24 protein-coding genes are annotated in these 26,398 nt (G+C 60.1%); 17 read left to right on the forward strand and 7 right to left on the reverse strand.

What is annotated here, in order from left to right:
* Positions 1–134 precede the first annotated feature (134 nt).
* The 3 genes from TM1040_RS09495 to TM1040_RS09505 all read left to right on the forward strand — a co-directional run bounded on the left by TM1040_RS09495 (position 135) and on the right by TM1040_RS09505 (position 4,265).
* Complete coding sequence (locus TM1040_RS09495) at positions 135–1,256, forward strand: porin (protein ID WP_044027071.1); 1,122 nt, start codon at positions 135–137, stop codon at positions 1,254–1,256.
* A gap of 297 nt (positions 1,257–1,553) precedes the next feature.
* Complete coding sequence (gene tig / locus TM1040_RS09500) at positions 1,554–2,885, forward strand: trigger factor (protein ID WP_011538376.1); 1,332 nt, start codon at positions 1,554–1,556, stop codon at positions 2,883–2,885.
* Positions 2,886–3,323: 438 nt separating this feature from the next.
* Entirely contained in the window at positions 3,324–4,265 is a 942-nt protein-coding gene (locus TM1040_RS09505; RefSeq protein WP_011538378.1) for a GGDEF domain-containing protein, read from the forward strand.
* Between the two features lie 144 nt (positions 4,266–4,409).
* Here TM1040_RS09505 and TM1040_RS09510 read toward each other — a convergent pair whose 3' ends face one another.
* Positions 4,410–6,368 (reverse strand): bifunctional 2',3'-cyclic-nucleotide 2'-phosphodiesterase/3'-nucleotidase, encoded by a 1,959-nt coding sequence (locus tag TM1040_RS09510; RefSeq protein ID WP_011538379.1) that lies wholly within the window; start codon positions 6,366–6,368, stop codon positions 4,410–4,412.
* A gap of 280 nt (positions 6,369–6,648) precedes the next feature.
* Complete coding sequence (locus TM1040_RS09515) at positions 6,649–7,119, reverse strand: lytic transglycosylase domain-containing protein (RefSeq protein WP_011538380.1); 471 nt, start codon at positions 7,117–7,119, stop codon at positions 6,649–6,651.
* A gap of 485 nt (positions 7,120–7,604) precedes the next feature.
* Between TM1040_RS09515 and TM1040_RS09520 the strand changes: the two genes are divergently transcribed.
* The 3 genes from TM1040_RS09520 to TM1040_RS09530 all read left to right on the forward strand — a co-directional run bounded on the left by TM1040_RS09520 (position 7,605) and on the right by TM1040_RS09530 (position 10,770).
* Positions 7,605–8,453 (forward strand): flagellin, encoded by an 849-nt coding sequence (locus tag TM1040_RS09520; RefSeq protein ID WP_011538381.1) that lies wholly within the window; start codon positions 7,605–7,607, stop codon positions 8,451–8,453.
* A gap of 329 nt (positions 8,454–8,782) precedes the next feature.
* Entirely contained in the window at positions 8,783–9,628 is an 846-nt protein-coding gene (locus tag TM1040_RS09525; protein ID WP_011538382.1) for a flagellin, read from the forward strand.
* A 290-nt stretch (positions 9,629–9,918) separates the two neighbouring features.
* Positions 9,919–10,770 carry a flagellin gene (locus TM1040_RS09530; protein WP_044026718.1) on the forward strand — a complete coding sequence of 284 codons (852 nt, stop codon included), beginning with the start codon at positions 9,919–9,921 and terminating at the stop codon, positions 10,768–10,770.
* A 1,156-nt stretch (positions 10,771–11,926) separates the two neighbouring features.
* Here TM1040_RS09530 and TM1040_RS09540 read toward each other — a convergent pair.
* The 4 genes from TM1040_RS09540 to rpsF all read right to left on the reverse strand — a co-directional run bounded on the left by TM1040_RS09540 (position 11,927) and on the right by rpsF (position 13,636).
* A complete protein-coding gene (locus TM1040_RS09540; RefSeq protein WP_044026720.1) occupies positions 11,927–12,211 on the reverse strand; it encodes a hypothetical protein in 285 nt (94 codons plus the stop codon).
* Positions 12,212–12,396: 185 nt separating this feature from the next.
* Positions 12,397–13,011 carry a 50S ribosomal protein L9 gene (gene rplI / locus TM1040_RS09545; protein ID WP_011538386.1) on the reverse strand — a complete coding sequence of 205 codons (615 nt, stop codon included), beginning with the start codon at positions 13,009–13,011 and terminating at the stop codon, positions 12,397–12,399.
* A gap of 13 nt (positions 13,012–13,024) precedes the next feature.
* Positions 13,025–13,252: a 30S ribosomal protein S18 gene (gene rpsR / locus TM1040_RS09550; RefSeq protein WP_005608650.1), complete on the reverse strand. Its 228-nt coding sequence runs from the start codon at positions 13,250–13,252 to the stop codon at positions 13,025–13,027.
* A 30-nt stretch (positions 13,253–13,282) separates the two neighbouring features.
* Positions 13,283–13,636 carry a 30S ribosomal protein S6 gene (gene rpsF, locus TM1040_RS09555; protein ID WP_005608637.1) on the reverse strand — a complete coding sequence of 118 codons (354 nt, stop codon included), beginning with the start codon at positions 13,634–13,636 and terminating at the stop codon, positions 13,283–13,285.
* 397 nt (positions 13,637–14,033) lie between these two features.
* On the opposite strand from rpsF, the gene TM1040_RS09560 reads away from it, so the two are divergent.
* The 3 genes from TM1040_RS09560 (at position 14,034) to TM1040_RS09570 (ending at position 16,431) form a co-directional block, all read left to right on the forward strand.
* Positions 14,034–14,567 carry a hypothetical protein gene (locus tag TM1040_RS09560; RefSeq protein ID WP_011538387.1) on the forward strand — a complete coding sequence of 178 codons (534 nt, stop codon included), beginning with the start codon at positions 14,034–14,036 and terminating at the stop codon, positions 14,565–14,567.
* 270 nt (positions 14,568–14,837) lie between these two features.
* A complete protein-coding gene (locus TM1040_RS09565) occupies positions 14,838–15,413 on the forward strand; it encodes a YceI family protein (RefSeq protein ID WP_011538388.1) in 576 nt (191 codons plus the stop codon).
* A gap of 235 nt (positions 15,414–15,648) precedes the next feature.
* Complete coding sequence (locus TM1040_RS09570; protein WP_011538389.1) at positions 15,649–16,431, forward strand: substrate-binding periplasmic protein; 783 nt, start codon at positions 15,649–15,651, stop codon at positions 16,429–16,431.
* A gap of 147 nt (positions 16,432–16,578) precedes the next feature.
* On the opposite strand, the gene TM1040_RS09575 is transcribed toward TM1040_RS09570, so the two are convergent.
* Entirely contained in the window at positions 16,579–17,811 is a 1,233-nt protein-coding gene (locus TM1040_RS09575) for a cytochrome b/b6 domain-containing protein (protein WP_011538390.1), read from the reverse strand.
* 246 nt (positions 17,812–18,057) lie between these two features.
* Between TM1040_RS09575 and fabD the strand changes: the two genes are divergently transcribed.
* The 8 genes from fabD to TM1040_RS09615 all read left to right on the forward strand — a co-directional run bounded on the left by fabD (position 18,058) and on the right by TM1040_RS09615 (position 26,226).
* Positions 18,058–18,993, forward strand: a complete 936-nt coding sequence (gene fabD / locus TM1040_RS09580) for an ACP S-malonyltransferase (protein ID WP_011538391.1) — start codon at positions 18,058–18,060, stop codon at positions 18,991–18,993.
* Positions 18,994–19,013: 20 nt separating this feature from the next.
* On the forward strand, positions 19,014–19,751 hold the full coding sequence (fabG, locus tag TM1040_RS09585) for a 3-oxoacyl-[acyl-carrier-protein] reductase (RefSeq protein ID WP_011538392.1): 738 nt from the start codon (positions 19,014–19,016) through the stop codon (positions 19,749–19,751).
* 384 nt (positions 19,752–20,135) lie between these two features.
* A complete protein-coding gene (locus TM1040_RS09590; protein ID WP_005645147.1) occupies positions 20,136–20,369 on the forward strand; it encodes an acyl carrier protein in 234 nt (77 codons plus the stop codon).
* A gap of 183 nt (positions 20,370–20,552) precedes the next feature.
* Entirely contained in the window at positions 20,553–21,296 is a 744-nt protein-coding gene (locus TM1040_RS09595; RefSeq protein WP_011538393.1) for a HisA/HisF-related TIM barrel protein, read from the forward strand.
* Between the two features lie 561 nt (positions 21,297–21,857).
* Positions 21,858–23,126, forward strand: a complete 1,269-nt coding sequence (gene fabF / locus TM1040_RS09600; protein WP_011538394.1) for a beta-ketoacyl-ACP synthase II — start codon at positions 21,858–21,860, stop codon at positions 23,124–23,126.
* Position 23,127: 1 nt separating this feature from the next.
* The gene (gene mltG, locus TM1040_RS09605) at positions 23,128–24,282 is read left to right on the forward strand and encodes an endolytic transglycosylase MltG (protein ID WP_011538395.1); all 1,155 of its coding nucleotides are present in this window, start codon (positions 23,128–23,130) and stop codon (positions 24,280–24,282) included.
* Between the two features lie 320 nt (positions 24,283–24,602).
* Complete coding sequence (locus tag TM1040_RS09610; RefSeq protein WP_044026721.1) at positions 24,603–24,956, forward strand: hypothetical protein; 354 nt, start codon at positions 24,603–24,605, stop codon at positions 24,954–24,956.
* Positions 24,925–26,226 (forward strand): DNA-packaging protein, encoded by a 1,302-nt coding sequence (locus tag TM1040_RS09615; RefSeq protein WP_254658870.1) that lies wholly within the window; start codon positions 24,925–24,927, stop codon positions 26,224–26,226. Before TM1040_RS09610 ends, TM1040_RS09615 begins: the two co-directional genes overlap by 32 nt.
* Positions 26,227–26,398 lie beyond the last annotated feature (172 nt).

Here is a 26,398-nt window from a genome sequence, read left to right on the forward strand (position 1 = left end):
TTATGTGAACTGACCCGTTCAGTTGCCCTCGCTTTCAAGACCTTTTCCCAAAAAACTTAGGTGTTAGCTCCGTTGTCAGCCGGGTCCGGGGATGGAGGACGTCCGGCTGGCTAAAAAACCAGGAGACTCAGATGATGAGCACCAAAACCCTTGCGGTGGGCTCCAGCGCCCTTGCGCTGTCCGCCCTTCTTGCCGCCCCCGCCGTTGCGGGCCCCACCTATACCTCGGACAATGGTGGGTCCTTCCGTTGGTACGGTCAGCTCAACCTGGCCTATCAGGGCTATGACGACGGTCAGGAAGACTATAACCGACTCGTTGATAACGGAAATTCCGGATCGCGCGTTGGCTTCTGGCTGGAGCAGCCCTTTGGCGAGAACACCCTGAAATTCCGCTTTGAGACCTCCTTGTCGTTGCGCGGCTCGGATGGTGTGAACCAGAACGACCAAGGCGACATCACTGATTGGACCCGCAGCGATCTGCGTCATGTTGATCTGCAGTGGCACACCCCGCGCTACGGCACCTTCTCGCTGGGTCAGGGCTCCATGGCGGCAGATGGCGCCACCGGCATTGATCTCTCTGGCACCGGCGTTGTGGCTGGCTCTGCAGTCGCGGATGCTGCGGGGGGATATTTCCTGCGTGACACCGCAGGCAACCTCACCGGGATCGAAATCGGCGATGTTTTCTCGACCTTTGACGGCTCGCGTCGGGGCCGTATCCGCTATGACTCGCCGGAATTCTCGGGCTTTACCGTCTCTGCCTCTTATGGTGAGGACATCCTGACCCGGGACGCTGACACCCAGCAGTACGACATTGCCCTGAATTACCTGAACGAAGACCTCGGTGATTTCACTGTGGCCGGTGCACTGGCCGTCAGCTGGACCGAAAAGGGCGGCTCTGAGGACACCCGTGACACCATCGCTTCGGCGGCGGTTCTGCACGAACCCACGGGCCTCTCGCTGAGCGCGGCCACTGGCGACCGGGATACCGGTGGCGACTACGGCTATGTCAAGCTGGGCTACACCGCGAACCTGATCTCCGTTGGCGCCACCGCCTTCTCTGTCGACTACTATGACGGCTCGGATCTGGTTTCCACCAACGACAGCGCCGAGTCCTTTGGCATCGCGGCGGTCCAGAACTTCGACCAGCAGAACCTCGAGGCCTATATCGCGTATCGCGAATATTCCTACGATGATGCCTCCGCCACCAACTACCAGGACGGCTCTGCCATCCTTGCGGGCGCGCGCTGGAAGTTCTAAGCCACGTCTCAAGACAAATGCGGCGGCTGCGAGGGGTTTTTACCTCGTGACTCACTTGCCTTCGCCGCATGTCGTCATGCTGCGCCCTCCGGTCCCTGGCCGGAGGGCGTTCGCGCTCTCTTGGGGAGAATTGCGGCCTCGACCCCCGAAAACAGGGTGAAAAAGCCCCATTGAGGCGCTTGCCGGGGCGGATCAAGGCGGATGCCTCTTGCACCGCGACGCGCAGGCCAATAGAAGGCCACAAATTGTCTGGGGGCGGAGCCTGCGCGCGCGCCCCGAATCTCTATGGGGAATATGATGCAGGTCACCGAAACTCTGAACGAAGGTCTGAAGCGCGGCTACGCGATCACCATTCCGGCAACCGAGTTGGAAGAAAAGGTCAACGCGAAACTGGCCGAAGCGCAGCCCGAGATCGAGATGAAGGGCTTCCGCAAGGGCAAGGTGCCGATGCCGCTTCTGAAGAAGCAGTTCGGCGCGCGCCTGATGGGCGAAGTCATGCAGGAAGCTGTCGATGGTGCGATGAACAAGCACTTTGAAGAATCCGGCGACCGTCCGGCGCTCCAGCCCGACGTCAAAATGACCAACGAAGACTGGAAAGAGGGCGACGACGTCAACGTCGAGATGTCCTATGAAGCGCTGCCCGCGATCCCCGAGGTCGACGTATCCGGCGTGGAACTGGAAAAGCTCGTTGTCAAAGCCGAAGACGCAGCCGTGACCGAGGCGCTCGAAAACCTGGCGTCCTCCGCTCAGGAATTTGAAGCCCGCGAAGAAGGTGCTGCATCCGAGGATGGCGATCAGGTTGTGATCGACTTCGTCGGCAAAGTGGACGGCGAAGCGTTCGACGGCGGCTCTGCCGAAGATTACCCGCTGACGCTGGGCTCCAACTCCTTCATCCCCGGCTTCGAAGAGCAGCTGGTTGGCGTGAAGGCAGGCGACGCAAAAGACGTTACCGTGACCTTCCCCGAAGAATACGGCGCCGAGCACCTTGCTGGCAAAGAAGCCGTGTTCTCCTGCACCGTCAAAGAAGTCAAAGCCCCCAAAGCGGCCGAGATCAACGACGAGCTGGCGAAGAAATTCGGTGCCGAGGATCTCGATCAGCTCAAAGGTCAGATCTCCGAGCGTCTCGAAGCAGAATACGCCGGTGCCGCCCGTCAGGTGATGAAGCGCGCCGCGCTTGACGCCCTGGCCGAGCTGGTCTCCTTCGACCTGCCGCCGAGCCTCGTTGAGGCCGAAGCCAAGCAGATCGCACATCAGCTGTGGCACGAGGAAAACCCGGACGTGCAGGGCCACGATCACCCGGAAATCGAGCCCACCGATGAGCACAACAAACTGGCCGAACGTCGCGTGCGCCTTGGTCTGCTGCTCGCCGAAATGGGTCAGAAAGCCGAAGTCGAAGTGACCGACCAGGAAATGACCCAGGCGATCATGCAGCAGGCACGTCAGTACCCGGGCCAAGAACGTCAGTTCTTTGAGTTCATCCAGCAGAACGCCCAGATGCAGCAGCAGCTGCGTGCGCCGATCTTCGAAGACAAAGTGATCGATCTCGTGTTCGATCAGGCAAAAGTGTCTGAAAAAGAAGTCTCCAAAGAAGACCTGCAGAAAGCCGTTGAGGCACTCGAAGAAGAGTAAGATCTACTCATTTTGTATTTTCGAAAAGGCCGCCGTTCTGGCGGCCTTTTTTTGTTTTTGTGAGCAGCTGCGAAAAATATAGCGCGCGTCAAAGACCGAGCGCACGGCAGAGGCTTGCAACTTGAGAGGGTGACTCAATCAGGCCAGGGTTGCGGAGCCTACGCGACAGCGATGCCCGCGTGCATGCCCGACTGGAGGGAGCTCCAAATTCCCTTGGCAGAAAGGAAAGTTTCCGTTTCTACTCTTGCGTGCTATCGGATTGTGCGCAGCGATCCTGTCTATCGGTCCCGGGCTGGCTTAGGGGGAGAAGCCAAAGATTTTTCCCTCGCGATTGTCTTTGATGCAGACTTCATTTTTGCCCGCGGAAAATTCATTAAGTTTGGAAATTCGAAAGCCTTGGGGTGACTCGTTGCCTCGCCGTGGTCATAGGACGGACAAATGGCAGCACAGACCGCACGCACGCGCGTTGATTTCTACCTCGGAGCCTGTTTGGCCGTGGTCTGTGCTGGCATGGTGGTTCTGAATGTCTGTCGCGCGGATTACATCCTTGCGGGCGCCATTGCCGCTTTGCTGCTGAGTGTTGGCGCTGATCTTCAGGCTGCGTATCGCGGCAGAACGCTGCCGATTCCCATCCCGGCGATCCTGATCGGGCTTGGCGCCGTGATTCTGTTCTCGGTCTGGCGTCTGGGGCCACAGCTTGGGTTCTATGTCTTTCCCACATTGATTGGCGGCTATCTGGCCATGCCCGGACGCGGCGCCCTGTGGTATTCCATCACGCTGATCGCGGGCGTGACCGCAGTTCTTGTGGCGATAGGCGCCGACACCGCGTTGGTGCTGCGGTTGGGGTTTGCCCTGCTGATCTGCGTCGTTTTCCTGAGCTATGCCGCCAAACGCATTGTCGAAGCGCGCGATTCTCTTGAGGACAGCGCCTTTCTGGATCCGCTCACCGGCTGCTTCAATCGCCGCCATCTTGCACGGGTGGCGCAGAGCCAGGACCTGAGCAAAGCCGCCCTTATCTTGTTCGACCTTGATTACTTCAAAAGCGTCAACGACACCTATGGCCACCCCACCGGGGACTTTGTGCTGCGGGCTGTCACCTCGCTTGTGCGCCAGTTCCTTGGCCCGGAGGATCTGTTTTTCCGCATCGGTGGCGAAGAGTTCATGGTGTTGCGCCTGCGTTCGGAGGAGGGCAGTACGCGCGCCCTCGCGGAGAAATGTCGTGCGGCGCTTGATGACTCGCAGATCCTGTCGTCCCGGCGTGTCACGGCCACCTTCAGCTGCGCAGAGTTCGACGGGCGCACCGAGATCGAACCGGTATTGGGGCAAGCCGATGTGGCGCTGCTGCAGGCCAAAAGGGCAGGCCGCAACCGGGTCGTCTGATGGGGAAGCCGGGGGCGGGATCAAGGACGCCGTCCAGTCGGCCAGTCTCCCGGTTGCCCGGTTGCCCTGTCGCCCAGTGGAAAACGCCACCAAAAGAAAAACGCCGCCCAGTCCAATGCTGGGCGGCGCGATGCCGTTTTTCGCTCAGAGCGTGATCTTGAAGCGGGCAAACCCGTCCGGCCCATCCCCTGCAGGTGCGATGGTAACACCGGGGACGCTCTCGGCATAGGCGGCGGCTTTGGGGCCGGTGTCAAACAGAACCGAGGTGTCCGGCAGCGGGGCAAAGCTCCAGTTGCCATCCGCCTTAGGGCTGATGGTGCCCTGTTCGACGATATAGCGCACGATCACATCGCGGTTGGTGTCTGGCCCTTCAAAGACGATGGTATCACCCATCGCACCGGGGAAGCTGCCACCGCCGCTGGCACGGTAGTTATTGGTGGCAATGATGAACTCCTGCGCGGGATCAATGGGGGCTCCGTTGAACTCAAGGTTCACGATCCGGTTGCTATCCGGGTTGATCAGCTCGCCCTTGGGCGCGAACATCGGCGGCTGGCTCAGGTCAATCTGATAGGTCACGCCGTCGATCACATCGAAGTTGTAGCTGGGGAACGACGGGTTGAGCAGCACCTGGTCGGCCTTGCCGGGCTCGATCTGGTTGAACATGCCCGCCGAGCGCTCAAGCCAGTCCTTCACCTGCTGGCCGGTGACTTTCACGGCGCGTACGGTGTTGGGATAGAGGTAGAGATCGGCGACATTCTTGATTGCCACATCCCCCACCGGAACATCGGTGTAATACTCCGGACCACCTCGGCCACCTGCCTTGAAAGGGGCGGCGGCAGAGAGGATCGGCAGAGCCTCATACTCGGTGCCCTTCAGCATCTGAGAGATATACCAGGTCTGTGCAATCGACACGATCTGCACCGAAGGGTCATCTGCCACCAGCGCAAAATAGCTGTGCAGCGGTGCATCAGTCTTGCCCACCGCGCGGCGCACATAAGCAAGCGTGGCGTCGTGATCGGCCTGCACCGCCTCCAGCACGCTCTGATCGCTCTCGACCAGTGCGGTCACGCTGCGATCCTCGTTGCGCTTGGAAATCGGGCGCGCCTCGGAGGCATGGCCCACAACGCGCCAGCCATTGCCATCGCGCTCCAGCATCAGGTCAATGAGCCCCATATGGCTGCCCCAATAGCCGCCCATGACGGCGGGCGTGCCGTGGATCGTGCCTTTGTCGGCGTCAACGCCTGCAAAATCCGCATAGGTCGAGGAGGGGAACACCAGATGGCTGTGACCGGTCATGATGGCGTCAATGCCCTCTACTGCCGCCAGCGGCACCGAGGCATTTTCCATGCCGTCACTGTGATCGGCCGAGCCGATGCCGGAATGCGAGAGCGCGATGATGATATCTGCGCCTTTCTCCTTCATCTCCGGCACATAGGCACGGGCGCATTCGACGATGTCGCGCGCCTGCACGTTGCCTTCAAGATGTTTGCGGTCCCAGTTCATCACCTGCGGCGGCACAAATCCGATGAGGCCGATCTTGATCGGGTGCGCCTTGCCCGCGCCATCGGTGAGTTCGCGCTCCAGAATCACATAGGGCGGCAACAGGGTCTCATCCTCGCGCGGTGAGGCACCGGTTTTCTTGGCGACATTGGCACAAACCACCGGGAACCCGGCGCCCGCAAGGGATTTCATCAAAAAGGAAATCCCGTAGTTGAATTCGTGGTTGCCCAAGGTCGAGGCATCAAAGCCGACGGTGTTCATCGCGGTGATCACCGGGTGCTGGTCGCCTTCTTTCATGCCACGCTCATAGGCGATGTAGTCGCCCATCGGGTTGCCCTGCAGGAAATCCCCATTGTCCACCAAGAGCGAGTTTGTGGCCTCGGCGCGGATGTCGTTGATCAGCGATGCGGTGCGGGCGAGGCCCAGGGTGTCCACGGGTTTGTCGCCATAATAGTCATAGGGAAACACATGGACGTGCAGATCCGTTGTTTCCATCAGGCGCAGGTGAACCTGCCCCGAGGCCGCAGCCACCGAAAACGGATGTAGCGCAATAAGGCCCGCGCTGCCTGCGAGAAAGGATCTACGATTAATCTGCCACGACATTTAACTCTCCTGAAGTCTTGAGATCGTCACGCATGCGTCGAGCGACAGCTGCGCGATTCCACTTATGATAGCGCTATACTGTGACAGTTTGTCATGGGTTTTTGCGCGCGCGTCGTCCTTTGCGCAGGGGGCGCGGCACCTCGCCTTTGGATTGGGCACGACTCTGTGGACGGAGGAGAGGGGCGCGATGCTGAAGTCCGCCAGCGCACAGGGCGACAGCGGACTTCAGGTCCCAATTCCAAAATGTGCCTCTGACATGACTGAGAGAGCCGGGCAGATCTCAGCGTAGCCCGGTCTCTTTGAGCATGCCACGGCGCTTGGCTTCGTAGTAATAGCCGCGCGAATAATGTTTGACTGCGTTGTCTTGACTGCCATCGGAAATCAACCACGCTCCGCGCAGATAGCGCACCGCGTATTTCAGGTTGGTATCCGCATCCAGAAGCTCCTGCGGCTGGCCCCGAAACCCCATGGATCGCGCTGTGGCAGGCAGAATCTGCAACAGACCGTAATAGGGGCGATTGACGGCCCAGGGGCGGTGCGTGCTCTCGCGGATGGCGAGTCGGTGCACGAGGCTGCGCGGCACCTCATAGTAATCGGCCCAATAATTGATCTTTTTCCGCAGCTCCGGCGTTTCATTTGGATAAAGCGGAGGGTTGAAGCTGCGGCTGACATCATTGTCGGTGCGCGCGCATCCCGCCACGGAGTTGAGGAAAAGAGCCGCCAAGGTCAAAATCAGATGACGACGATGCATGGGGATAACTCACGGTTGTTTCGCCCACTCACTCTATCGAGGCGGCTTGGGGCGGCAAACCTGCAATTTTAGACAAGGCGGAGCCTTGCCGACCTTTCGGATTTTGTAGGGGAGGTGCGGGTATTGATGTAGTAAAAACAATAACTTGCTTTCTGATCCGGCGCGCCAGGATGCTGGGGCGGGCAGGGGGGGCAAGCGCCGAAATTCACGCGTGTTTTACTCAATTATCCATCGCAATTGTCATGGATTTTCGAAGATTAGCAAATCATTCAGATGGGTTAAAATTGTAGAGATGGTCGGGGGCCACATTAATCAGTCAGTAAGAGACGCTGTGGCATTCAGAGGATGCATCTGGAGACGGATGGCGCTGACGCCGCGAGGCGGGATGCAGGTTTAGGACGGGACCACTCGCCCCCGTGTAACGGGATAACCTGAATTTAGGACAGCTGTAAAAGCCACTGTCCTGCCACTAGATAAGGTGCTCTATGTCCAGCATTCTGACAAACAACGGCGCAATGGTTGCGCTCCAGACCCTGAAGTCCGTCAACGACGACCTCGGCAAAGTTCAAACCAGCATTTCCACCGGTAAAGAGGTGGGTACAGCGAAAGACAATTCCGCTGTTTGGGCGATCTCCAAGACCATGGAATCCGACATCGCAGGCTTTGAAGCCATTGAGGATGGCCTCTCCGTGGGTGAAGCCACCGTTGCGGTTGCCTCCGCCGGTGCCGAGCAGATCGTTGAAAAACTGACCGAGATGAAAGAGCTGATCGTCTCCGCGCAGTCCGAAAACGTGGACCACGCCAAGATCCAGACAGACATCGACTCCAAAGTGGCACAGGTCGATGCGATCATCTCCGCTGCGCAGTTCAACGGTGCCAACCTGCTGGCGACCGACGTTGACGGCAATGGCGCAACCAGCCTGGGTGTTCTGGCGTCGCTGGACCGTGAGGGTGCCGGTGGCACTGTGACCGCGGTTGAGATCAGCGTAGCGTCGGTTGACTTCGAGGCGGACCTTGATCTGTCTTCCAGCCTGACCTCGATCACCGACTCCACCACCGCGGCCACCGCGCTGGGTGAGATCGAGACCATGATCCAGACTGCAATCACCGGTGCGGCTTCGTTGGGTGCGGATGCTGCACGTCTCGAGGACCAGTCCGAATTTGTGGGCAACCTCGTTGACTCCATGACCCTCGGTGTGTCGACCATGACGGACACCGACATGGAAGAAGCCTCCGCGCGTCTGTCTGCTCTGCAGACCCAGCAGGATCTTGCGACCCAGTCGCTGACCATCGCGAATGAAGCGCCGAGCTCGCTGCTGCAGCTCTTCCGCTAAGACGTATTTCACGCGTTGAATTGGATCGCCGGCCCCTTGGGGTCGGCGATTTTCGTTTTTATCCCAAGTGTTTGGCAGGATTTTATGATGCATTTTCGACGCTTAGAGAGTTGTTTAGATGTCCTAAAATTGTAGTAATGCGCCGCGAGACCATTAAGGTTTTGTAAGGGTCTTTATGGCAATTTGACGGTGCATCTGGAGACAGTTGGCGCTAACGCCGCAAGGCGGGAAGCAGGTTTAGGACGGGACCACTCGCCCCCGTGTAACGGGATAACCTGAATATAGGACAGACATAAGAACAACTGTCCTGCCAAAAAATAAGGTGCTCTATGTCCAGCATTCTGACAAACAACGGCGCAATGGTTGCGCTGCAGACCCTGAAGTCCGTCAACGACGACCTCGGCAAAGCTCAAACCAGCATTTCCACCGGTAAAGAGGTGGGGACAGCGAAAGACAATTCCGCTGTTTGGGCGATCTCCAAGACCATGGAATCCGACATCGCAGGCTTTGAATCGATCGAAGACGGCCTCTCCGTGGGTGAAGCCACCGTTGCGGTTGCCTCCGCCGGTGCCGAGCAGATCGTTGAAAAACTGACCGAGATGAAAGAGCTGATCGTCTCCGCGCAGTCCGAAAACGTCGACCACGCCAAGATCCAGACAGACATCGACTCCAAAGCCGATCAGATTGACGCGATCATCTCCGCTGCGCAGTTCAACGGTGCCAACCTGCTGGCGACCGACGTTGACGGCAATGGCGCGACCAGCCTGGGTGTTCTGGCGTCGCTGGACCGTGAGGGTGCCGGTGGCACTGTGACCGCGGTTGAGATCAGCGTTGCCTCTGCTGACTTTGAGTCCGGTCTGGATGTTGCAGGCATGACGTCGATCACCGACGCCACCACCGCGGCTACCGCTCTGGGTGAGATCGAGACCCTGATCCAAACCGCGATCACCGGTGCCGCGGCTCTGGGTGCGGACGCCTCACGTCTTGAAGACCAGTCCGAGTTTGTGGGCAACCTCGTCGACTCCATGACCAAAGGTGTGTCGACCATGACGGACACCAACATGGAAGAGGCCTCCGCGCGTCTGTCCGCTCTGCAGACCCAGCAAGACCTGGCAACGCAGTCGCTGACCATTGCGAATGAAGCGCCGAGCTCGCTGCTGCAGCTCTTCCGCTAAGACGTATTTCACGCGTTTGAATTGGACCGCCGGCCCTTCGGGTCGGCGGTTTCTTGCGCGTTATAATACTGAAATTAAACAGATTTCAGTCATGCGGCGCGTTAACGCCCGCGTAACTGTTAGGCATATGTTAATCTTTTTCTGTATATCGTTAACAGGCATCCTGCGGGACAATCTGGGGATGGCGCCGGGCCTTTGGTTTGGCAGTGTCCAAAGCGATACGGGGCGATCTTAGAAAACGGGATCTTCACCTGTGGGACGGCATGTCCCTCGCGATGGAACCTTCTCAAATGTCCAGTATATTGACCAATTACGGGGCGATGACGGCCCTGCGCACTCTCAAGGCCATTAACGGCAACCTGAACGACGTGCAGACCTCGATCTCCACCGGCAAGCGGATCGGTGCGGCCAAAGACAATTCTGCGGTCTGGGCCATCTCCAAGACGATGGAGGCCGACATCTCCGGCTTCCGCTCAATCAAGAGCAGCCTCGCGTTGGGCGAGGCAACCGTGGCCGTGGCCTCTGCCGGAGCGGAGCAGATTGTTGAAAAACTTACGGAAATCAAAGAGCTGATTGTTTCGGCGCAGTCCGAGAACGTCGATCATGATACCATTCAGACCGACATCACCTCCAAGGTGGACCAGATCGAGGCGATCATCTCTGCCGCGCAGTTCAACGGTGCAAATCTGCTCTCGACCGATGTGGATGGCAATGGCGCCACCTCACTTGGGGTCCTGGCTTCGCTGGATCGCAGCGGCGCTGGCGGCACCGTCACGTCGAGCGAGATCTCCGTGGCTTCGGTGAATTTCGACTCCTCTCTGGATCTGGCCAGCAACCTCACGGCGATCACGGATTCCACAACCGCGGCCACGGCGCTGACCGAGATCGAGGATTTCTTGCAGGTGGCGATCAACGGCGCGGCATCGCTGGGCTCATCGGCCTCGCGGATCGAGGATCAATCGGATTTTGTGGGGCGTCTGGTGGACGCCATGGAGCAAGGTGTCTCCGCCATGACCGACACGGATATGGAAGAGGCCTCGGCGCGTCTCTCGGCGCTGAAGACCCAGCAGGAACTGGCGATCCAGTCGCTCACCATTGCCAATCAATCCCCAAGGCTGCTGCTCGAGCTGTTCCGCCGCTAGAGGGCGGCGAATGGGCGGCGCACCGCAAGCAAATCTAGTGAGCACAATAGAAAAGTAGTGTCCGCAAATCGTGTTGGTCCTCGTCGCTTTTGGCGTAGGTGGCCAATATTATTCGGCTTTCTGAAAGGAGCCGAAAATGCACCAGCACCAATTTACCCAGTTCCTCAAGCACTTTGATTTACTGGGCACTGCGCAGATTGAAGAAGCGAGGGCTCGGATTAGGATAAAGGAAGCACTCGCTCAAATCGAGGGTTGCGGCGCTCGTGAATGCCCCCAGTGCGGTAGCGGCAAGCGTTAAAAATGGGGCAAGATGCGCACGAATGTGCAGCGCTACCGTTGTGGAAGCTGTAAAAAGACCTTCAGTGGACGCACTGGCACACGGATTGCGCGCATTCATCGGCCAGGGCTGTTCTTCGATGTGTTGAAGGATATGCCGGGGCCACGCCCGCTATCATCCGTTCGCGTGCTGGCAAGATGCCTTGGTCTCAACAAACACACAGTATGGCGCTGGCGTTTGATTGCACTCTCCGCTCTTTCTGGCACATCCGATACGGACTTTTCAGGCATCGTTGAGGCCGACGAAACATACCAGAGGGAATCCCGCAAAGGCAGTCGTGAGTGGATCAGACATCAGCGCGATCCTCTCGACGACTCCAAGCCTCCTAGAATGCGCTGGTATGAATAGGGCAAGAAAGGGGTGCCTATGCTGTGCGGTCTCTCCAAGTGGCAGTTGCCCATTCTCACTGTTGTTGATCGTTACCGTGCCCGCTGCTTTGAGCGCATTCCCAATCGCAATCATTCTACCATCAGGCGAGCACTGTCTCCGATGCTGGCTCCCGATGAGGTTCTCTGCACTGACGCTCATCCCGCCTATAAGGCGCTTTCATAGGCCCAAGGCTTCGAGCACTTTATGGTTCGAAGCAAACCGGATCAAAAGACCATGTCGGCCTCATATCACATCCAGAGCGTCAATCCTCTGCATTCGCGCTTCAAAGATTTTCATCGCCCATTTCGCGGCCCCGTCTCCAAGAAACTCGCGGGCTATATTCAATGGTTCCATGCACGCGCCAGAAGTATTAACCCTTCGGACGCCATGCAACGGGCATTGAGGTGAGGTGCTTTAGGTTTGGAGAACGATTGCTGTGATCTGTCAGGTTCAGCTTGCACGACGGATGAAGCGGATGACGCCAAGAAGGATAAGCCCGATTGGAATCCACAGAAAAACACCCATCAAGTAGAATCCCAGCGACCAAAGCGGGTAGATGTATTCGCCGACGTCCGTTCCTAAGAATAGGCATTCTTCAGGGCCTCTTGCCCATATCCTACAGCCATTGAGCCGGGCAAGTTGAGCGACGAAGAAGCCAATGAGCCAGAGGCCAGCCGGCCAAAGGACAACTAATAGGGCGAGCGATGTGGAAACCCTGTCGTTCTTGTCTTCCATGCCAACTGCGCCCGAAATCTGGTTTGTCGTGTACCAAATTGGCCAGACGCCGCGAAACCACAAGATGCTATAAACAGACCAAACGATTTGAAGACACTACTAAAGAAAAAGGCGGCATCCGAAGATGCCGCCTTTTCTGTTCCCGACAAAGGGCAGCCTCAGCCGCCTTTGCCATAAGCCAAAGCTTACTTGGACTCTTCTTCGTCTGCGGCGGCTGCCGGAGCGTCGCCTTCGTCGTCGGAAGCTGCGCCACCGATGTCGTCGAAGAGTTCGGAGATTTCGAACTCTGCTGCGGCTTCTTCTTCAGCGGCCAGTTCCTGGATGGACTTGCCGGAGGCCTGAAGTTCCGCTTCCTCGGGGGAGCGGGCCACGTTCAGCTCGATGGTCACCATAACCTCGGGGTGCAGGTGCACTTCTGCGATGTGCAGACCCAGGGTTTTGATCGGCTCACGGATGATGACCTGCTTGCGGTCCACCGAGAAGCCTTCTTCGGTTGCAACGTCAGCCGCGTCACGGGTGGTGACGGAGCCGTAGAGGTTGCCGCCATCGGAGGCAGAGCGAATCACGACGAACTGCTGGCCGCCGAGTTTCTCGCCTAGAGCTTCTGCTTCTTTTTTGGTCTCCAGGTTGCGCGCTTCGAGCTGCGCTTTCTGGGCTTCAAAAGCTGCGATGTTGGCGTCAGACGCGGTCTGAGCCTTGCCCTGCGGCAGCAGGTAGTTGCGTGCGAAACCGGGCTTTACGTCAACGACGTCGCCCATCTGGCCGAGCTTTGCAACACGTTCAAGAAGGATAACTTGCATGGATCAGGTCTCCTTACTTCACGGCATAGGGCAGCAGGGCGAGGAAGCGGGCGCGTTTGATGGCACGGGCCAGTTCACGCTGCTTCTTTGCCGAAACGGCGGTGATACGGGACGGCACGATCTTGCCACGCTCAGAGATGTAGCGCTGCAGGAGACGCGTGTCTTTGTAGTCGATTTTGGGTGCGTTCTCACCAGAGAACGGGCACACTTTCCGGCGACGGAAAAATGGTTTGGCTGCCATGGTTTAGCGTCCTTTTTCTCAAGCGTTAGATCAGCGGCGCTCGCGACGGTTGTCGCGTTCGTCACGTTTCTGCATCTGGACCGAGGGGCCTTCGGCGTGCTCTTCGACCTTGATGGTCAGAACGCGCATCACGTCATCATGCAGACGCATCAGGCGCTCCATTTCCTGAACGGCCGACGACGGGGCGTCGGAGCGCAGGAAGGCATAGTGGCCCTTGCGGTTTTTGTTGATCTTGTAGGCCATGGTTTTCACGCCCCAGTACTCCTGGTCGACCAGCTTACCGCCGTTGTCGGACAGAACAGCACCGAAGTGTTCGATGAGGCCTTCAGCTTGCGAGTTGGACAGGTCCTGACGCGCAATCATGACATGCTCGTAGAGTGGCATGCGAACTCCTGTTTGTGTCTGGGCGCATTTCATAGGAGGGGCATATTTGCCTTCCGCTGCCCCACCACGAGAGTCTGCGCGGATCAAAAGATACGGAAGGAGGCCTTCCCTTAGACGGCTTTGCCCCAAAGCGCAAGCGGCCATACTGCCCCGTCACATGACCGCCTGTCGCGATGCCATTTGTGCAGCCTGTCGTCGATCGCAAACCGCGGGCCAACCGGGCAGGGGGCGGCGTGACGAGGCCGTCCCAAAGGCGGCGCAGAGTGAGGCGGCGCAGGGTGAGGTGCGGATTTTTCCCAATGACGGCCACACTGCTGCCCCAATCCGACGCAATCAAATAGGTTAACAACTCGTTAACGGCGCCCGGCGGCGCGGTGGAGCAGGAAGGATTAAAGCCATGGCCATGATCGATCAGAACGTCATCGACTTCACCCGTGTTGCTCCGATTGACCATGTGCCGGGGTTTCGCACCGATGCGCCGTCGCAAGTCACCCTTCGTCCCGGCGGATCCGTGTCTGCCCTGCTGCTGCGTCTGCTCGGCGGTGGCATGGTGCTGGCCTCGACCGGACTCTGGCTGATGCCCGAGTCCGGTGCGGATCCGCAGATGGCGCTCATTCGGATCGGGGTCTCGGTGTTCCTGCTGTTTGCTGGGCTCTGCCTCTTGCTGCAGCGGGACGTGAAACTGCCCCCGGAGTTTCATTTCGACGCCCAACGCAACGAGCTGCGGATCGAGGAAATGCGCAGCGATGGTCGCCCGGTGGTGCTGATGCGGCGCAGCTATGCCTCGCTCGGTGCGGCGCGGTTTGATGGCAAGGTGTTGCAGATCCTCGAAACCGATGGCCGCCTTCTGGCGGAGCTGCCGCTCGAAGGCCGCGCCACCCGCAAGCTCCTCTTGGCGCAACTGAGGCCGCATCTGCGCATCGTGAGTTGACCGCGCCAGCACGGCGCCGCTGATCCCGCCCGCGCGGGGCGTGGCCCGGGCCCGTCAAGACCCCACATTTCATGACATTCCCGTGAGGCCCGCCCGATCCGACAGGATTTGGCGGGTCAATTGTGCAGCGCCGTTTTATACCAATCGCATCCGGCGCACAGCCGGGTGTTCATTTCCCAACATCACATGTTGGGTTTTGCGGACTAGCTGAAGCCAACCGCATCGCCGACATTAGACCCATCAAACACACACACTCTGGAGCCCAGACACATGAAAAAGATCCTCCTTGCTGCTGCGCTGATCGGCACCACTGCGACCACTGCTTTTGCAGCCCCCGAGAAGTACACGCTGGATGCGAGCCACAGCCAGATCCTGTTCAACTACAACCACCTTGGTTACTCGACCACTTGGGGCATGTTCTCCGGCTTTGAAGGCGAGATCATGTTCGATCAGGAAGATCCGGCGAACTCCTCCGTGTCCGTGTCCATGCCCGTGAAATCCATGTTCACCGGCTGGGAAGGTCGTTTCAACCACTTCATGTCCGATGACTTCTTTGGCGCGACCGACGACGAGATGGTGTCCTTCACCTCCACCGCGATCGAAGTGACCGGCGAGGACACCGCCAAGATCACCGGCGATCTGACCCTCAACGGTGTGACCAAATCCGTGGTGCTGGATGCCAAGCTCAACAAAGTCGGCGAGCACCCGATGGCAAAGAAACCCTGGGCGGGCTTTGACGCCACCACCACTCTGGTACGCTCTGAGTACGAGCTGGGCCAGTTCGCGCCCTTCGTCAGCGACGAGGTCGAAGTGCAGATCTCTGTCGAGGCGATGAAGGCCGAGTAACGGCGACCCCACTCACGGCGCCAATCGACCACTGGTCCCTCGGGGCCGGTGGTTTTTTGTTGCCGTGCTGCGCCTGCTGATCCCGCATGGGCAGCTCTGCGCGAACTTCAAGACGTTTGCTAAACTCTTAGACAGATCGGCCGCTCCCACCTCTGCGGTGTTAAGGCCTCGTTAGTGAGCCTGCCGGATCATAATGGCACTTGGATATACATGCTGCCCGATCAGGAGCCTTACGATGTTAAAAGCCACCAGTTTTGTTGCCGCGCTCTCGCTGGCTCTGTTCCAGAGCCCGTCTCATGCCAGCGCGGATGAGATCACGATCCTCGCCGGAGATCTGCCGCCCATGTTCAACGAGGACGGCAGCGGGCGTGAGGCCGAGGTGATCTCTACCGTGATGGAGCGATGCGGGCATACGGTGACGTTTGAAATCCAGCCCTTCACCCGCCACTGGAAGACCTATTCCAATGGAACCGCTGACGCCGTGGCCACCGTCCCCGTTGGCATGCCGCTCGGCGGCACCCAGAGCGATGTGTATGTGCAGTATCAAAACGGCGTGTCGTTCCTCAGCGAGGCGGGTGAGAGCTATGGCGATCTTGCCGCGCTTGCGGGCCATTCCGTGATCGCCTTTATGGGGGCGTCCGACATTCTGCCGGGTCTGAAGGACGCGGTCCCGAGCTTCAAGAGCTACAAGGAAATCGCGGATCAGATCGGCCAGAGCCGGATGATCTTTGGCAAACGCGTCGATGCGGTTGTGGGCGATGGTATGATCTTTGCCGAATATAACCGCCAGCTGCGCGAGCAATCCGGCGATCTCATGTTCGACCCCAATCAAAGCGTGACCTTCCAGGCGATCTTTGCACCGTCGGATTATGCGATGAACTTCCGGGATGCGGCGCTCGCAGAGGATTTCAACCGCTGCTATGCCGAGGCCAAGGCGGATGGCTCGATCGATGCGATCAACAAAGCCTGGGCGGAGCGCTATCGCGACACGCTCGGCACCCAGTACCTCGGTCATTGATCGTGCGGGTGCGCGGTCTCTGATTGCGACGATTGCAACAAAGACCATGACATGAAAACAGGCCGCCGCGCGTCCCATTTATGGGAGCGCGGCGGTTTTTGCTTGGAGCGGCATTTACGCGCCAGCGTTTGATCTGGGGTGTGCGTCTCAGGGCGCGCGTGTCGCGACCAGATCCACCGTGATGTCGACGCCAAAGGCCAGGGTGCCCTCGTCTTGCGTGCCGGTCCCGATGTTGAAATCGAGACGGTTAACCTCCGTTCGCCCGCTCATGGTGGCCGTATCCCCGTCAAGATCGAGCGTGAAGGGCAGGGTGGTCGCCACCGTCTGATCGCGAATGGTGAGCGTGCCTTTTGCCTCGTACTGCGCGCCCTCGATCTGGATGATCTCGGCCTCAAACGTCGCCTGCGGATAGGTCTCGGCGTCAAAGTAGTCCGACCCCATGGCCTGATCGGTCACAGACCCGAGCGTGAGCGATGGGATGGCAATGGCGACCTCGACACGACCGGCCGGGCCGGGGCTGGCGGGTTCTTCAAAGTCGATCTTGGCGCGCCAGTCGGAGAATGTACCCGTGATGGCGCTGCCCATCTGGACCACTTCGATCGCCAGCGTTCCGTTTTCGACAGTCCAGCCCGAGCCTTCAACCGGTGCAGCTGCCACCGGTGCCACGGTGCCTTTGGCGCTCTGGGTGTTTAGAAAGAGCATTGTGCTGCCACCGATCACCGCGCCCCAGACCACGAGCGCTGTCAGCAGCGGCAAGGCAGAATGGTGTTGTGCGGGCGGCTCGGGCAGAGCGCGACGGCCCGGCAGCATGCGCACCAACGTGCTGTCTTTATCGATCACATGATGTTTGAGCGCGCCACCCACATGCGCCAGGATCGACGCGCCAAGCAACAGCATCGCGTAGAAATGCACCGAAGAAGACAGTTTGGAGACAAACTCGGATTTGGGCACCAGCGGCAGGTTTTGCCCAAAGGGCCACCAGATGGGCGCAAACCCATCGGTCGCGGCGTGATGAATCCAGCCCGAAAGCGGCACAATCACCATCGCACCATAGAGCACCCAATGGGCCGTCTCTGCCGCCCAGGCCTCCAGCTTGCGATCCGGGTGCAACAGGCCCGGCTTTTCCTGGGTGATGGCCCAGAGGATGCGGAGGAGCGCGGTAAAGAACACCGCAACGCCAATGGTTTTATGAAGCGAAAACAAGAGCGTAGCGCGATCAATCGTCGCTTGGGAGCCGTCAAACGCGCTGCTCTGGATATGCTCTGCCAATTCGGTCGCAAAATATCCAAGCGGAAAGGCGGTCAGGATCAGGAGGGCGGTGAGCCAGTGAAAGCTCTTGGTGATGGAGCCGTAGCTCTGCGGGGTGTTTTGGCGCGACATGGAACATCTGTCCTTGATGAGAGGAAACCTGGGATGAGAGGACTCCGGACGCGGGGCCGGGTGTTATAGCCAAGGTAATGACACTGGGCCTGCACGCAAGGGTGCGCGCTCTTCACTGGCGCACAGAAGGCCTGCGTGTCGGCGCGAGGTGTGCGCTCTGGAACTCTCGCACTCGTGAAATGCTTGTGTGCCTTCCCTTGGGTCGCTAAACCAGCCCGAAAGACAGTTTTAGGAATGAGGACAGCCATGTCGATCGCTTTTGTTTTCCCCGGCCAGGGGGCTCAGACCATCGGAATGGGCAAAGCGCTGGCGGAGGCTTATCCGGCCGCCAAAGCCGTGTTCAACGAGGTGGACGAGGCCCTCGGAGAGAGCCTGAGCCACCTGATCTGGGAGGGCGACATCGAGACCTTGACCCTGACGCAGAACGCTCAGCCGGCGTTGATGGCGACCTCCATGGCGGCAATGCGCGCGCTGGAGGCAGAGGGCGTCAGCATCGACAAGGCCGCCTTTGTGGCCGGGCACTCCTTGGGGGAATATTCCGCGCTGGCGGCAGCCGGTGCGCTCTCGATCGCCGACACCGCTCGCCTGCTGCGCACTCGAGGGCAGGCGATGCAAAGCGCCGTGCCGGTGGGTGTCGGTGCGATGGCCGCGCTTCTCGGGCTTGATTTTGAAACCGTAAAAGCCGTGGCCGCCGAGGCCGCAGCCGAGGGCGAGGTGGTGCAGGCCGCAAATGACAATGACCCGACGCAGGTGGTGGTCTCCGGCCACAAGGCCGCGGTAGAGCGCGCCGCCGAGATCGCCAAGGAAAAAGGCGCCAAACGCGCGGTGATGCTGCCGGTCTCCGCCCCCTTCCACTGTGCCCTGATGCAGCCCGCCGCCGATGTGATGGCCGAGGCACTTGCAGGCGTGGAAATCAAGGCGCCTGCGGTGCCGCTGATCGCCAATGTGCGCGCCGATGCGGTCACCGACCCCGACACCATCCGCGCCCTTTTGGTGGAGCAGGTCACAGGGTCGGTGCGCTGGCGCGAGAGCGTCGCGGCGATGGCGGCCAAGGGCGTCACAGAGTTCTGGGAGATCGGCGCGGGCAAGGCGCTTTCGGGTATGATCCGCAAGATCGACCGTTCCCTGGTCTCAAAACAGGTCGGCACCGACGCTGACGTCAAAGCCGTGACCGGCGCATAATCCATAAGGAAGAGACAAAGATGTTTGATCTGACAGGTAAGAACGCGCTGATCACAGGCGCATCCGGTGGCATCGGTGGCGACATTGCGCGCGCGCTCCACGCAGCGGGGGCGACTGTTGCGCTCTCCGGCACCCGGCCAGACCCGCTGCACGCCTTGGCCGAGGAGCTTGGCGAGCGGGCTCATGTTGTGACCTGCAACCTCTCCGACGCCGAGGCCGTCGAGGCGCTGCCGAAACAGGCCGCAGAGGCGATGGGCTCTGTTGACATCCTGGTCAACAACGCCGGGATCACCAAGGACAACCTCTTTATGCGGATGAAGGATGAAGAGTGGCAGAGCGTTCTCGATGTGAACCTCACCTCCACCATGCGCCTGTGCCGCGGTGTGCTGCGCGGCATGATGAAGGCACGCTGGGGCCGGATCGTGAATATCTCCTCCGTTGTGGGCGCCACCGGCAACCCCGGTCAGGGCAACTATGCGGCCTCCAAGGCGGGCATGGTCGGCATGTCCAAGTCGCTGGCCTATGAGGTTGCAAACCGTGGCATCACCGTGAACGCCGTGGCGCCGGGCTTCATCGCGACCGCCATGACCGACAAACTCAACGACACCCAGAAAGAGGCGATCCTCAGCCAGATCCCCGCAGGCCGTATGGGGGATTCGAAAGAAATCGCCGCCGCAGTGCTTTATCTGGCGTCGCAAGAAGCCGCCTATGTCACCGGCACCACGCTGCATGTGAATGGCGGCATGGCGATGCTCTAAGCGCCACACCCGCTCAAAGAACCAAGCCGCGCCTTTATCGAGGTGCGGCTTTTTTATGTGTTTCAACGGCTTGCATGACCTAACGGCAGTCTGTTCAGACCCATCGGTGGCAGTGCCCGGAGCAGTGCCATGACGCCATCGCGCGGGTTCGGGGCGGGCGCGATGGCGGCAGCCGCAAAGGTGGGTAAGATATTGGAAATCATTTGCGTCGGCTTGCGTCTGTGCTATAGGCCCCCCATCTTGCGTGTTGGCAGGCGTCTCGTCTGGCCATCTCGCTTCCGTTTCCAAAACGGGACCCCCACCGCCCGCTTGGGCAAAAACCAACCTTCCCGAGTGGGCAAGGGCAGAACCGGGCGCAAGCCCAGTAAAGAACGAGGAATAGACATGAGCGACGTCGCAGATCGCGTGAAAAAGATCGTTGTAGAGCACCTGGGTGTTGAAGAAGACAAGGTGACCGAGAGCGCCTCCTTCATCGACGACCTTGGCGCAGACAGCCTCGACACAGTTGAGCTGGTTATGGCGTTCGAAGAAGAGTTCGGCATCGAGATCCCGGACGACGCGGCCGAGACCATCCAGACCTTCGGCGACGCAGTGAAGTTCATCTCCGAAGCGTCCTGATCGGACTTAGTAAGAGACCTCACGATTTCGTGATTGAAGAGGTGGCGCTTTCCTGAAGGGAAGCGCCGCTTTCTGTTTGTCTGCCCGCTTGTGTTAACCATTCACCTGCCGGCAGCGGGTCGAATTTTGCTGACTTCGTGCTACACTGATAATCATTATGAAATTGATCGGAGAGAACAGCGCATGATGATTTATCCCACGATGGAACTTTTGGACGGGCGGTGTGTGACGCTGGACAAAGGCAATCTGGATGCGCCGATGATCTGGCATGTGGACCCGGTTGAAACCGCCAAGGGCTTTGCCGAGGCGGGCGCCGAGTGGATGCATCTGACCGATTTCAATGCGCTTCAGGGCGACAGCAGCAATCAGGACCTTGTGGAGGAGCTCATTCGCACGGCGGGTCTGCCCATCCAGCTCGGCGGCGGCATCCGCTCGCGCGAGCAGGCCGAGTTCTGGATCGAAAAAGGCGTGGGGCGCGTGGTGATCGGCACCATGGCGGCTTATGATCCTGCTGCGGTGGCTGAGCTGGCCAAATACTATCCCGATCAGGTGGTCCTCGCGGTGGATGTGTGGCAGGGGCAGGTGATGACCGAAGGCTGGCGTAAATCCGGGGCCTGGACCCCCGAGGCTTTTGTCAAAGCCTTTGGCAACGCCCCATTTGCGGGCATTCTGGTGACCGACATCGATAGTGACATGAGCGATCTGGACGCCCAGCTTGGCTTGATCTCAGGCCTTGCGGAGCAGGCGCATTCTCCGGTGATCGCAAGCGGCGTGGTGCGCAGCAAGGACGATATTTCGAGGCTGAAATATCTGCCCAATATTTCTGGCGCTCTGGTGGGCCGGGCACTCTTCAACAAAACCATCACCCTCGAAGAGGCGATGGAGACGGCGCAGCCCAACCCCGAACCCGTGGCAGAGTTCCTCTGATCACTCGGGGGCTCTGGTCCCCACTCCGAGCGGCCCGCGTTGAACCTGTGCTGACACCGAATGCGGTCTTGGCCAATCTTAGCGCGACGCGCCGGTTCAAGGCCGCTGACGGTGTATAAGTCAGACCTTGGGTGCAGGGGGCTCTGCTCTCCTTTGCCCCAAACCCGGCGTCCCCCAGTCTCTCTCGAGGGGGGCATCATAGGGTCTGCGGCCAAACGCTCCGCCTGCGGACGCCTGCGAACGTGCCCCTCGGAACTGCAGCCCTGAGAGCCGCGCCACGAAAATTTTCAAAGGGTCTGAAACGTCACAGGCCGCAGGCAAATTATTCGCCTACGGCCTGTTTTCTTGAGAGGGCGCCATCTGCGACCCCTGGAATGTTGCTTCGTCCAAGGACCAGTTTCCTTGATCACGCTTACCAAACCCTTACGTCCTGTGGAAAGTTCGGCGAGATTTGACGCAAATATGCCGGAACGCCCCGCGCGGCTTCCTGCACTTGCGCCCTTTGGTCATTCCAAGCTATTTGGGTGGGCAAATCGCCTGAAGCGCTAAGGAGAGCAAGGAATGCGTCGAGTAGTAGTTACCGGTCTGGGCCTGGTGACCCCCCTGGCATCTGGGGTTGAGGAAACTTGGGCACGTCTTCTGGATGGCCAGTCCGGCGCGGGCCCCATCACTCTGTTTGATGCAGAGGCCAGCGGTGTTGCAACAACCTATGCCTGTGAAGTGCCCCGTGGCGACGGCAGCAATGGCACCTTCAATCCTGACGATTGGGTTGTGAAAAAAGATCAAAAGAAGATCGACGATTTCATCCTCTACGGGATCGCCGCCGCTGAAATGGCCGTGAAGGACGCAGGCTGGACCCCCGAAGCCGAAGAGGACCGTCTGCGCACCGGCGTGATGATCGGCTCCGGTATCGGTGGTCTGAGCTCGATTGCAGATACAGCCGTCATGATTAAGGAAAAGGGCCCGCGTCGCGTGTCTCCGTTCTTTATTCCCGGCGCGCTGATCAACCTCATCTCCGGTCAGGTCTCCATCCGTCATGGCTTCAAAGGTCCAAACCACTCGGTTGTGACCGCGTGTTCCACGGGCGCTCATGCGATTGGCGATGCGTCGCGTCTCATTAAATCCGGCGATGCGGATGTGATGATCGCGGGCGGGGCCGAGGCGGCAATCTGCGAGATCGGCATTGCGGGATTTAACGCGTGCAAGGCGCTTTCGACGAAATATGCCGAGGATCCCACCAAAGCCTCGCGTCCCTATGATGCGGACCGTGACGGCTTCGTGATGGGCGAGGGCGCGGGCATCGTGGTGCTCGAGGAATACGAACACGCCAAGGCGCGCGGCGCCAAGATCTACGGCGAGGTTCTGGGCTATGGTCTGTCGGGCGATGCCTATCACATCACCGCCCCCTCCGAGGATGGCGAAGGCGGCGAACGCTCCATGCGCGCTGCACTGGCCAATGCGGGGCTGAGCGCGGCAGATGTCGACTATATCAACGCGCATGGCACCTCCACCATGGCCGACACCATCGAGCTTGGTGCCGTGGAGCGTCTGTTGGGCGATCACGCCAAGAATGCGACGATGTCCTCGACCAAATCCGCAACCGGGCACCTTTTGGGCGCGGCGGGTGCGATCGAGGCGATCTTCTCCATTCTGGCGATCCGCGATCAGGTGGCCCCGCCCACCATCAACCTCGACACCCCTGCCGTGGAAACGCCGGTTGATCTGGCCCCCAATGCCAAGCGCGAACGCAAGATCGACGTGGCGCTGTCCAACTCCTTCGGCTTTGGCGGCACCAATGCTTCGGTGGTCTTCGGGAAAGTGAGCGACTGATATGTGGCGCAGTCTGGCCTCGAACATGCTGACGATCCTGATCGTCGGCCTGTTTCTCTTCGCGGGGGTGATCCTGTGGGGCAAGAATGAATACACCGCCGAGGGCCCCCTGTCCGAAGCGATCTGTTTTCAGGTGCCCTCGGGGACCAATATGGCACGGGTGTCGCGCCGTCTTGAAAGCGACGGCGTGGTCTCGAGCGGCACCATCTTTCGCATCGGGGTGAAATATTCCGACAAGGCGCAGGACCTCAAGGCAGGCAGCTACCTTGTGGAGCCCGGCGCTTCGATGGAAGGGATCGTGGATCAGATCACCCGGGGCGGGGCCTCCACCTGTGGCACCGAGATCGTCTATCGCGTTGGCGTGACCCGCGTGCTGGCCGAGGTGCGCGAGCTGGACCCGGCGACCAACGCCTTTGTGGAACGTGCTGAATTTGTCCCCGGCGTGGATGAGACCCCCGCGGTCTATACCGAGAAAAAATCCGAGGCTGACACGCGCTACCGTATTGCACTGGCAGAAGGCGTGACCAGCTGGCAGGTGGTCGAGTCCCTGAAGGCGATGGACATTCTCGAGGGGGAGCCGGGCCGCCGTCCGCCGGAGGGCAGCCTTGCGCCCGACAGCTACGAGGTCCGCCCCGGAACCTCGCGCGAGGCGGTGCTGGCCGAGATGCAGGCGCGGCAAGACAGGCGGATCGCGGACGCCTGGGAAGCCCGTAGCCCCGATGCGGCTGTCAAAACCCCAGAGGAAATGCTGATCCTCGCCTCGATCATCGAGAAGGAAACCGGCGTTGCTGAGGAACGCGGTGTGGTGGCCTCTGTCTTCACCAACCGCCTGCGGCGCGGCATGCGCCTTCAGACCGACCCCACGGTGATCTATGGTGTGACCAAGGGAGAGGGCGTTCTGGGCCGGGGCCTACGGCAGAGCGAGCTGCGCGGCGCAACGCCGTGGAACACGTATGTGATCGAAGGTCTTCCACCAACACCCATCGCCAATCCCGGGCTTGAAAGCCTGGTGGCGGCAGTGAACCCGGATCAGACTGACTATGTGTTCTTTGTGGCCGATGGCACCGGCGGCCATGCTTTTGCCGAAACGCTCGAAGAGCACAATCGCAACGTCGCGAAATGGCGAAAGATCGAAGCCGAGCGCAACAACAACTGACAGTCATGAGGGGGGCGCTGCCCCCCTCGTGCTTTGCTGGGCAAAGCCCTCACCCCCCGGGATATTTCAGGTTAGAAGAAGGGCGGCCATGCGAGGGGCTGCTTCTTCTAACGCCAAATATCCCGGAGCGCGAGGCAGAGCCTCGCATCCCCTGTTGCCACAGGGGCGAACGCCGGATTGACGAGACCTTCAGGCGGCAGGTGTAAAACCTATCACAGCAGCTGGAAAACGTGGGGGCAAGGATCGCAGGACCTGGACGGGCCTTGATCCTCGCCTCCCGTTTCTCCCGTCGGATCGTTCAGAGACGAGGCTGTGCCCCCATGACATCACAGACCCCCGAAGAGCTGATCGAGATCAGTTCGGAGCTTTTGCGCTCGCTCCATGAGAGCCTCCGGCGCGCGCGCCGCGTGAGCGAGGAGTACCTCGCCCAGTATGAGGCCGAGCAGGACATCAATCCCGACACCGCCCAGTTGAAACCGCAGATCGCAAGGCTCGATGGCCTGATCCGTGACATTCAGAAAGTGGAGAAAACCCTTGTCGATCGCAAAGACTCCTCTGGTGCCGCCCGCATGGTGGCCTTCGACCTCTGTGCCGCCCGCGATGAGATCGAGCGCCGCCTGGCTGGCCTGCGCGCCGCGATTCATGACGCAGATCTGGCTGGAGGAGATGGATGATCACACATTGGCCGCGCTGCCCTATATGTTTGATCTCTGGGCGCTCCCGCATCAGTGCCCCCCGCTGGGCGACTGGCGCGCCTGGGTGATCCTTGGCGGGCGCGGGGCGGGGAAGACGCGCGCCGGTGCGGAATGGGTGCGCAGCCAGGTCGAGGGGGCAGGGCCCTTTGGCGTCGGGTCTGCGCGTCGCGTGGCGCTGGTGGGGGAGACCTATGATCAGGTACGCGACGTGATGATCCACGGTGACAGCGGTATCCTTGCCTGTTCGCCACCGGATCGACGCCCGGAGTGGCGTGCGGGCGAACGCCGACTGCTCTGGCCCAACGGGGCAAGCGCGCAGGCGTTCTCGGCCTCTGATCCAGAGGTGCTGCGTGGGCCGCAGTTCGATGCGGCCTGGGTTGACGAGCTGGCCAAGTGGCGCCGCGCACAGGAGGCCTGGGACATGTTGCAGTTTGCCCTGCGGCTTGGGACAGCGCCGCGCGTCTGCGTCACCACCACACCGCGCAATGTACCCCTTCTGAAGGGGCTGCTTCAAAGCCCCTCGACCGTCACCACCCATGCCCCCACCGAGGCCAACAGCGCAAATCTTGCACCAAGTTTCCTCAGTGAAGTGCGGGCGCGCTATGCGGGCTCCCGACTGGCGCGGCAGGAGCTTGATGGTGTCTTGCTTGCGGATGTGGACGGCGCGCTCTGGAGCTCTGACATGCTGGCAGAGATTCAGCGGCGCGACACCCCGCGTCTTGATCGCATCGTGGTGGCCGTCGACCCCTCGGTGAGCGCGCACAAGGGCTCTGATGCCTGCGGGATCATCGTTGCAGGCGCGCAGACACAGGGGCCGATCTCGTCGTGGCGGGCCTATGTGCTGGCCGATCATACGGTTCAGGGGCTTGGCCCCACCGGCTGGGCACGGGCGGCGATTGCGGCGCGCGATGCCTACAAAGCGGACCGCCTGGTGGCAGAGGTCAACCAAGGCGGCGCGCTGGTGGGCACGGTGTTGCGCCAGGTGGATCCCTTGGTGCCTTTCACCCCGGTCCATGCCAGCAAAGGCAAGGCGGCGCGGGCGGAGCCCGTCGCGGCGCTCTATGAGCAGGGGCGCGTGCATCATGCGCCGGGCCTGCAAGAGCTCGAAGAGCAGATGTGCCTGATGACCGCGCAGGGCTATCGCGGGGATGCATCGCCGGATCGTGTGGATGCGCTGGTCTGGGCGCTGCATGCGCTGATTATCGGCCCGGCAGAGCAGCATCGCTGCCCCAAGATCCGCCGGCTCTGATGCTCAGGCAGGGCTGATCCACGGTGGGGGGAGTATACCCTCGCCGAAGGTCCGGACCCGTCTTTTGAAACCTCTGGTGAAACGCCCGCCTCGCGCGGGCGTTTTTCATTTTTATCAGAGGCTAAGCGTGGGGTGTTGCGCCCCCAGCGCGCGCCCTGCTGGCAGGATGTTC

The organism is Ruegeria sp. TM1040 (genome assembly GCF_000014065.1).
In the GTDB taxonomy this organism is placed as follows: Bacteria; Pseudomonadota; Alphaproteobacteria; order Rhodobacterales; family Rhodobacteraceae; genus Epibacterium.

Coding starts and splice junctions, on each gene's coding strand:
- TM1040_RS09495 (WP_044027071.1), top strand. CDS start 135: ATGAGCACCAAAACCCTTGCGGTGGGCTCCAGCGCCCTTGCGCTGTCC.
- tig (WP_011538376.1), top strand. CDS start 1,554: ATGCAGGTCACCGAAACTCTGAACGAAGGTCTGAAGCGCGGCTACGCG.
- TM1040_RS09505 (WP_011538378.1), top strand. CDS start 3,324: ATGGCAGCACAGACCGCACGCACGCGCGTTGATTTCTACCTCGGAGCC.
- TM1040_RS09510 (WP_011538379.1), bottom strand. CDS start 6,368: ATGTCGTGGCAGATTAATCGTAGATCCTTTCTCGCAGGCAGCGCGGGC.
- TM1040_RS09515 (WP_011538380.1), bottom strand. CDS start 7,119: ATGCATCGTCGTCATCTGATTTTGACCTTGGCGGCTCTTTTCCTCAAC.
- TM1040_RS09520 (WP_011538381.1), top strand. CDS start 7,605: ATGTCCAGCATTCTGACAAACAACGGCGCAATGGTTGCGCTCCAGACC.
- TM1040_RS09525 (WP_011538382.1), top strand. CDS start 8,783: ATGTCCAGCATTCTGACAAACAACGGCGCAATGGTTGCGCTGCAGACC.
- TM1040_RS09530 (WP_044026718.1), top strand. CDS start 9,919: ATGTCCAGTATATTGACCAATTACGGGGCGATGACGGCCCTGCGCACT.
- TM1040_RS09540 (WP_044026720.1), bottom strand. CDS start 12,211: ATGGAAGACAAGAACGACAGGGTTTCCACATCGCTCGCCCTATTAGTT.
- rplI (WP_011538386.1), bottom strand. CDS start 13,011: ATGCAAGTTATCCTTCTTGAACGTGTTGCAAAGCTCGGCCAGATGGGC.
- rpsR (WP_005608650.1), bottom strand. CDS start 13,252: ATGGCAGCCAAACCATTTTTCCGTCGCCGGAAAGTGTGCCCGTTCTCT.
- rpsF (WP_005608637.1), bottom strand. CDS start 13,636: ATGCCACTCTACGAGCATGTCATGATTGCGCGTCAGGACCTGTCCAAC.
- TM1040_RS09560 (WP_011538387.1), top strand. CDS start 14,034: ATGGCCATGATCGATCAGAACGTCATCGACTTCACCCGTGTTGCTCCG.
- TM1040_RS09565 (WP_011538388.1), top strand. CDS start 14,838: ATGAAAAAGATCCTCCTTGCTGCTGCGCTGATCGGCACCACTGCGACC.
- TM1040_RS09570 (WP_011538389.1), top strand. CDS start 15,649: ATGTTAAAAGCCACCAGTTTTGTTGCCGCGCTCTCGCTGGCTCTGTTC.
- TM1040_RS09575 (WP_011538390.1), bottom strand. CDS start 17,811: ATGTCGCGCCAAAACACCCCGCAGAGCTACGGCTCCATCACCAAGAGC.
- fabD (WP_011538391.1), top strand. CDS start 18,058: ATGTCGATCGCTTTTGTTTTCCCCGGCCAGGGGGCTCAGACCATCGGA.
- fabG (WP_011538392.1), top strand. CDS start 19,014: ATGTTTGATCTGACAGGTAAGAACGCGCTGATCACAGGCGCATCCGGT.
- TM1040_RS09590 (WP_005645147.1), top strand. CDS start 20,136: ATGAGCGACGTCGCAGATCGCGTGAAAAAGATCGTTGTAGAGCACCTG.
- TM1040_RS09595 (WP_011538393.1), top strand. CDS start 20,553: ATGATGATTTATCCCACGATGGAACTTTTGGACGGGCGGTGTGTGACG.
- fabF (WP_011538394.1), top strand. CDS start 21,858: ATGCGTCGAGTAGTAGTTACCGGTCTGGGCCTGGTGACCCCCCTGGCA.
- mltG (WP_011538395.1), top strand. CDS start 23,128: ATGTGGCGCAGTCTGGCCTCGAACATGCTGACGATCCTGATCGTCGGC.
- TM1040_RS09610 (WP_044026721.1), top strand. CDS start 24,603: ATGACATCACAGACCCCCGAAGAGCTGATCGAGATCAGTTCGGAGCTT.
- TM1040_RS09615 (WP_254658870.1), top strand. CDS start 24,925: ATGACGCAGATCTGGCTGGAGGAGATGGATGATCACACATTGGCCGCG.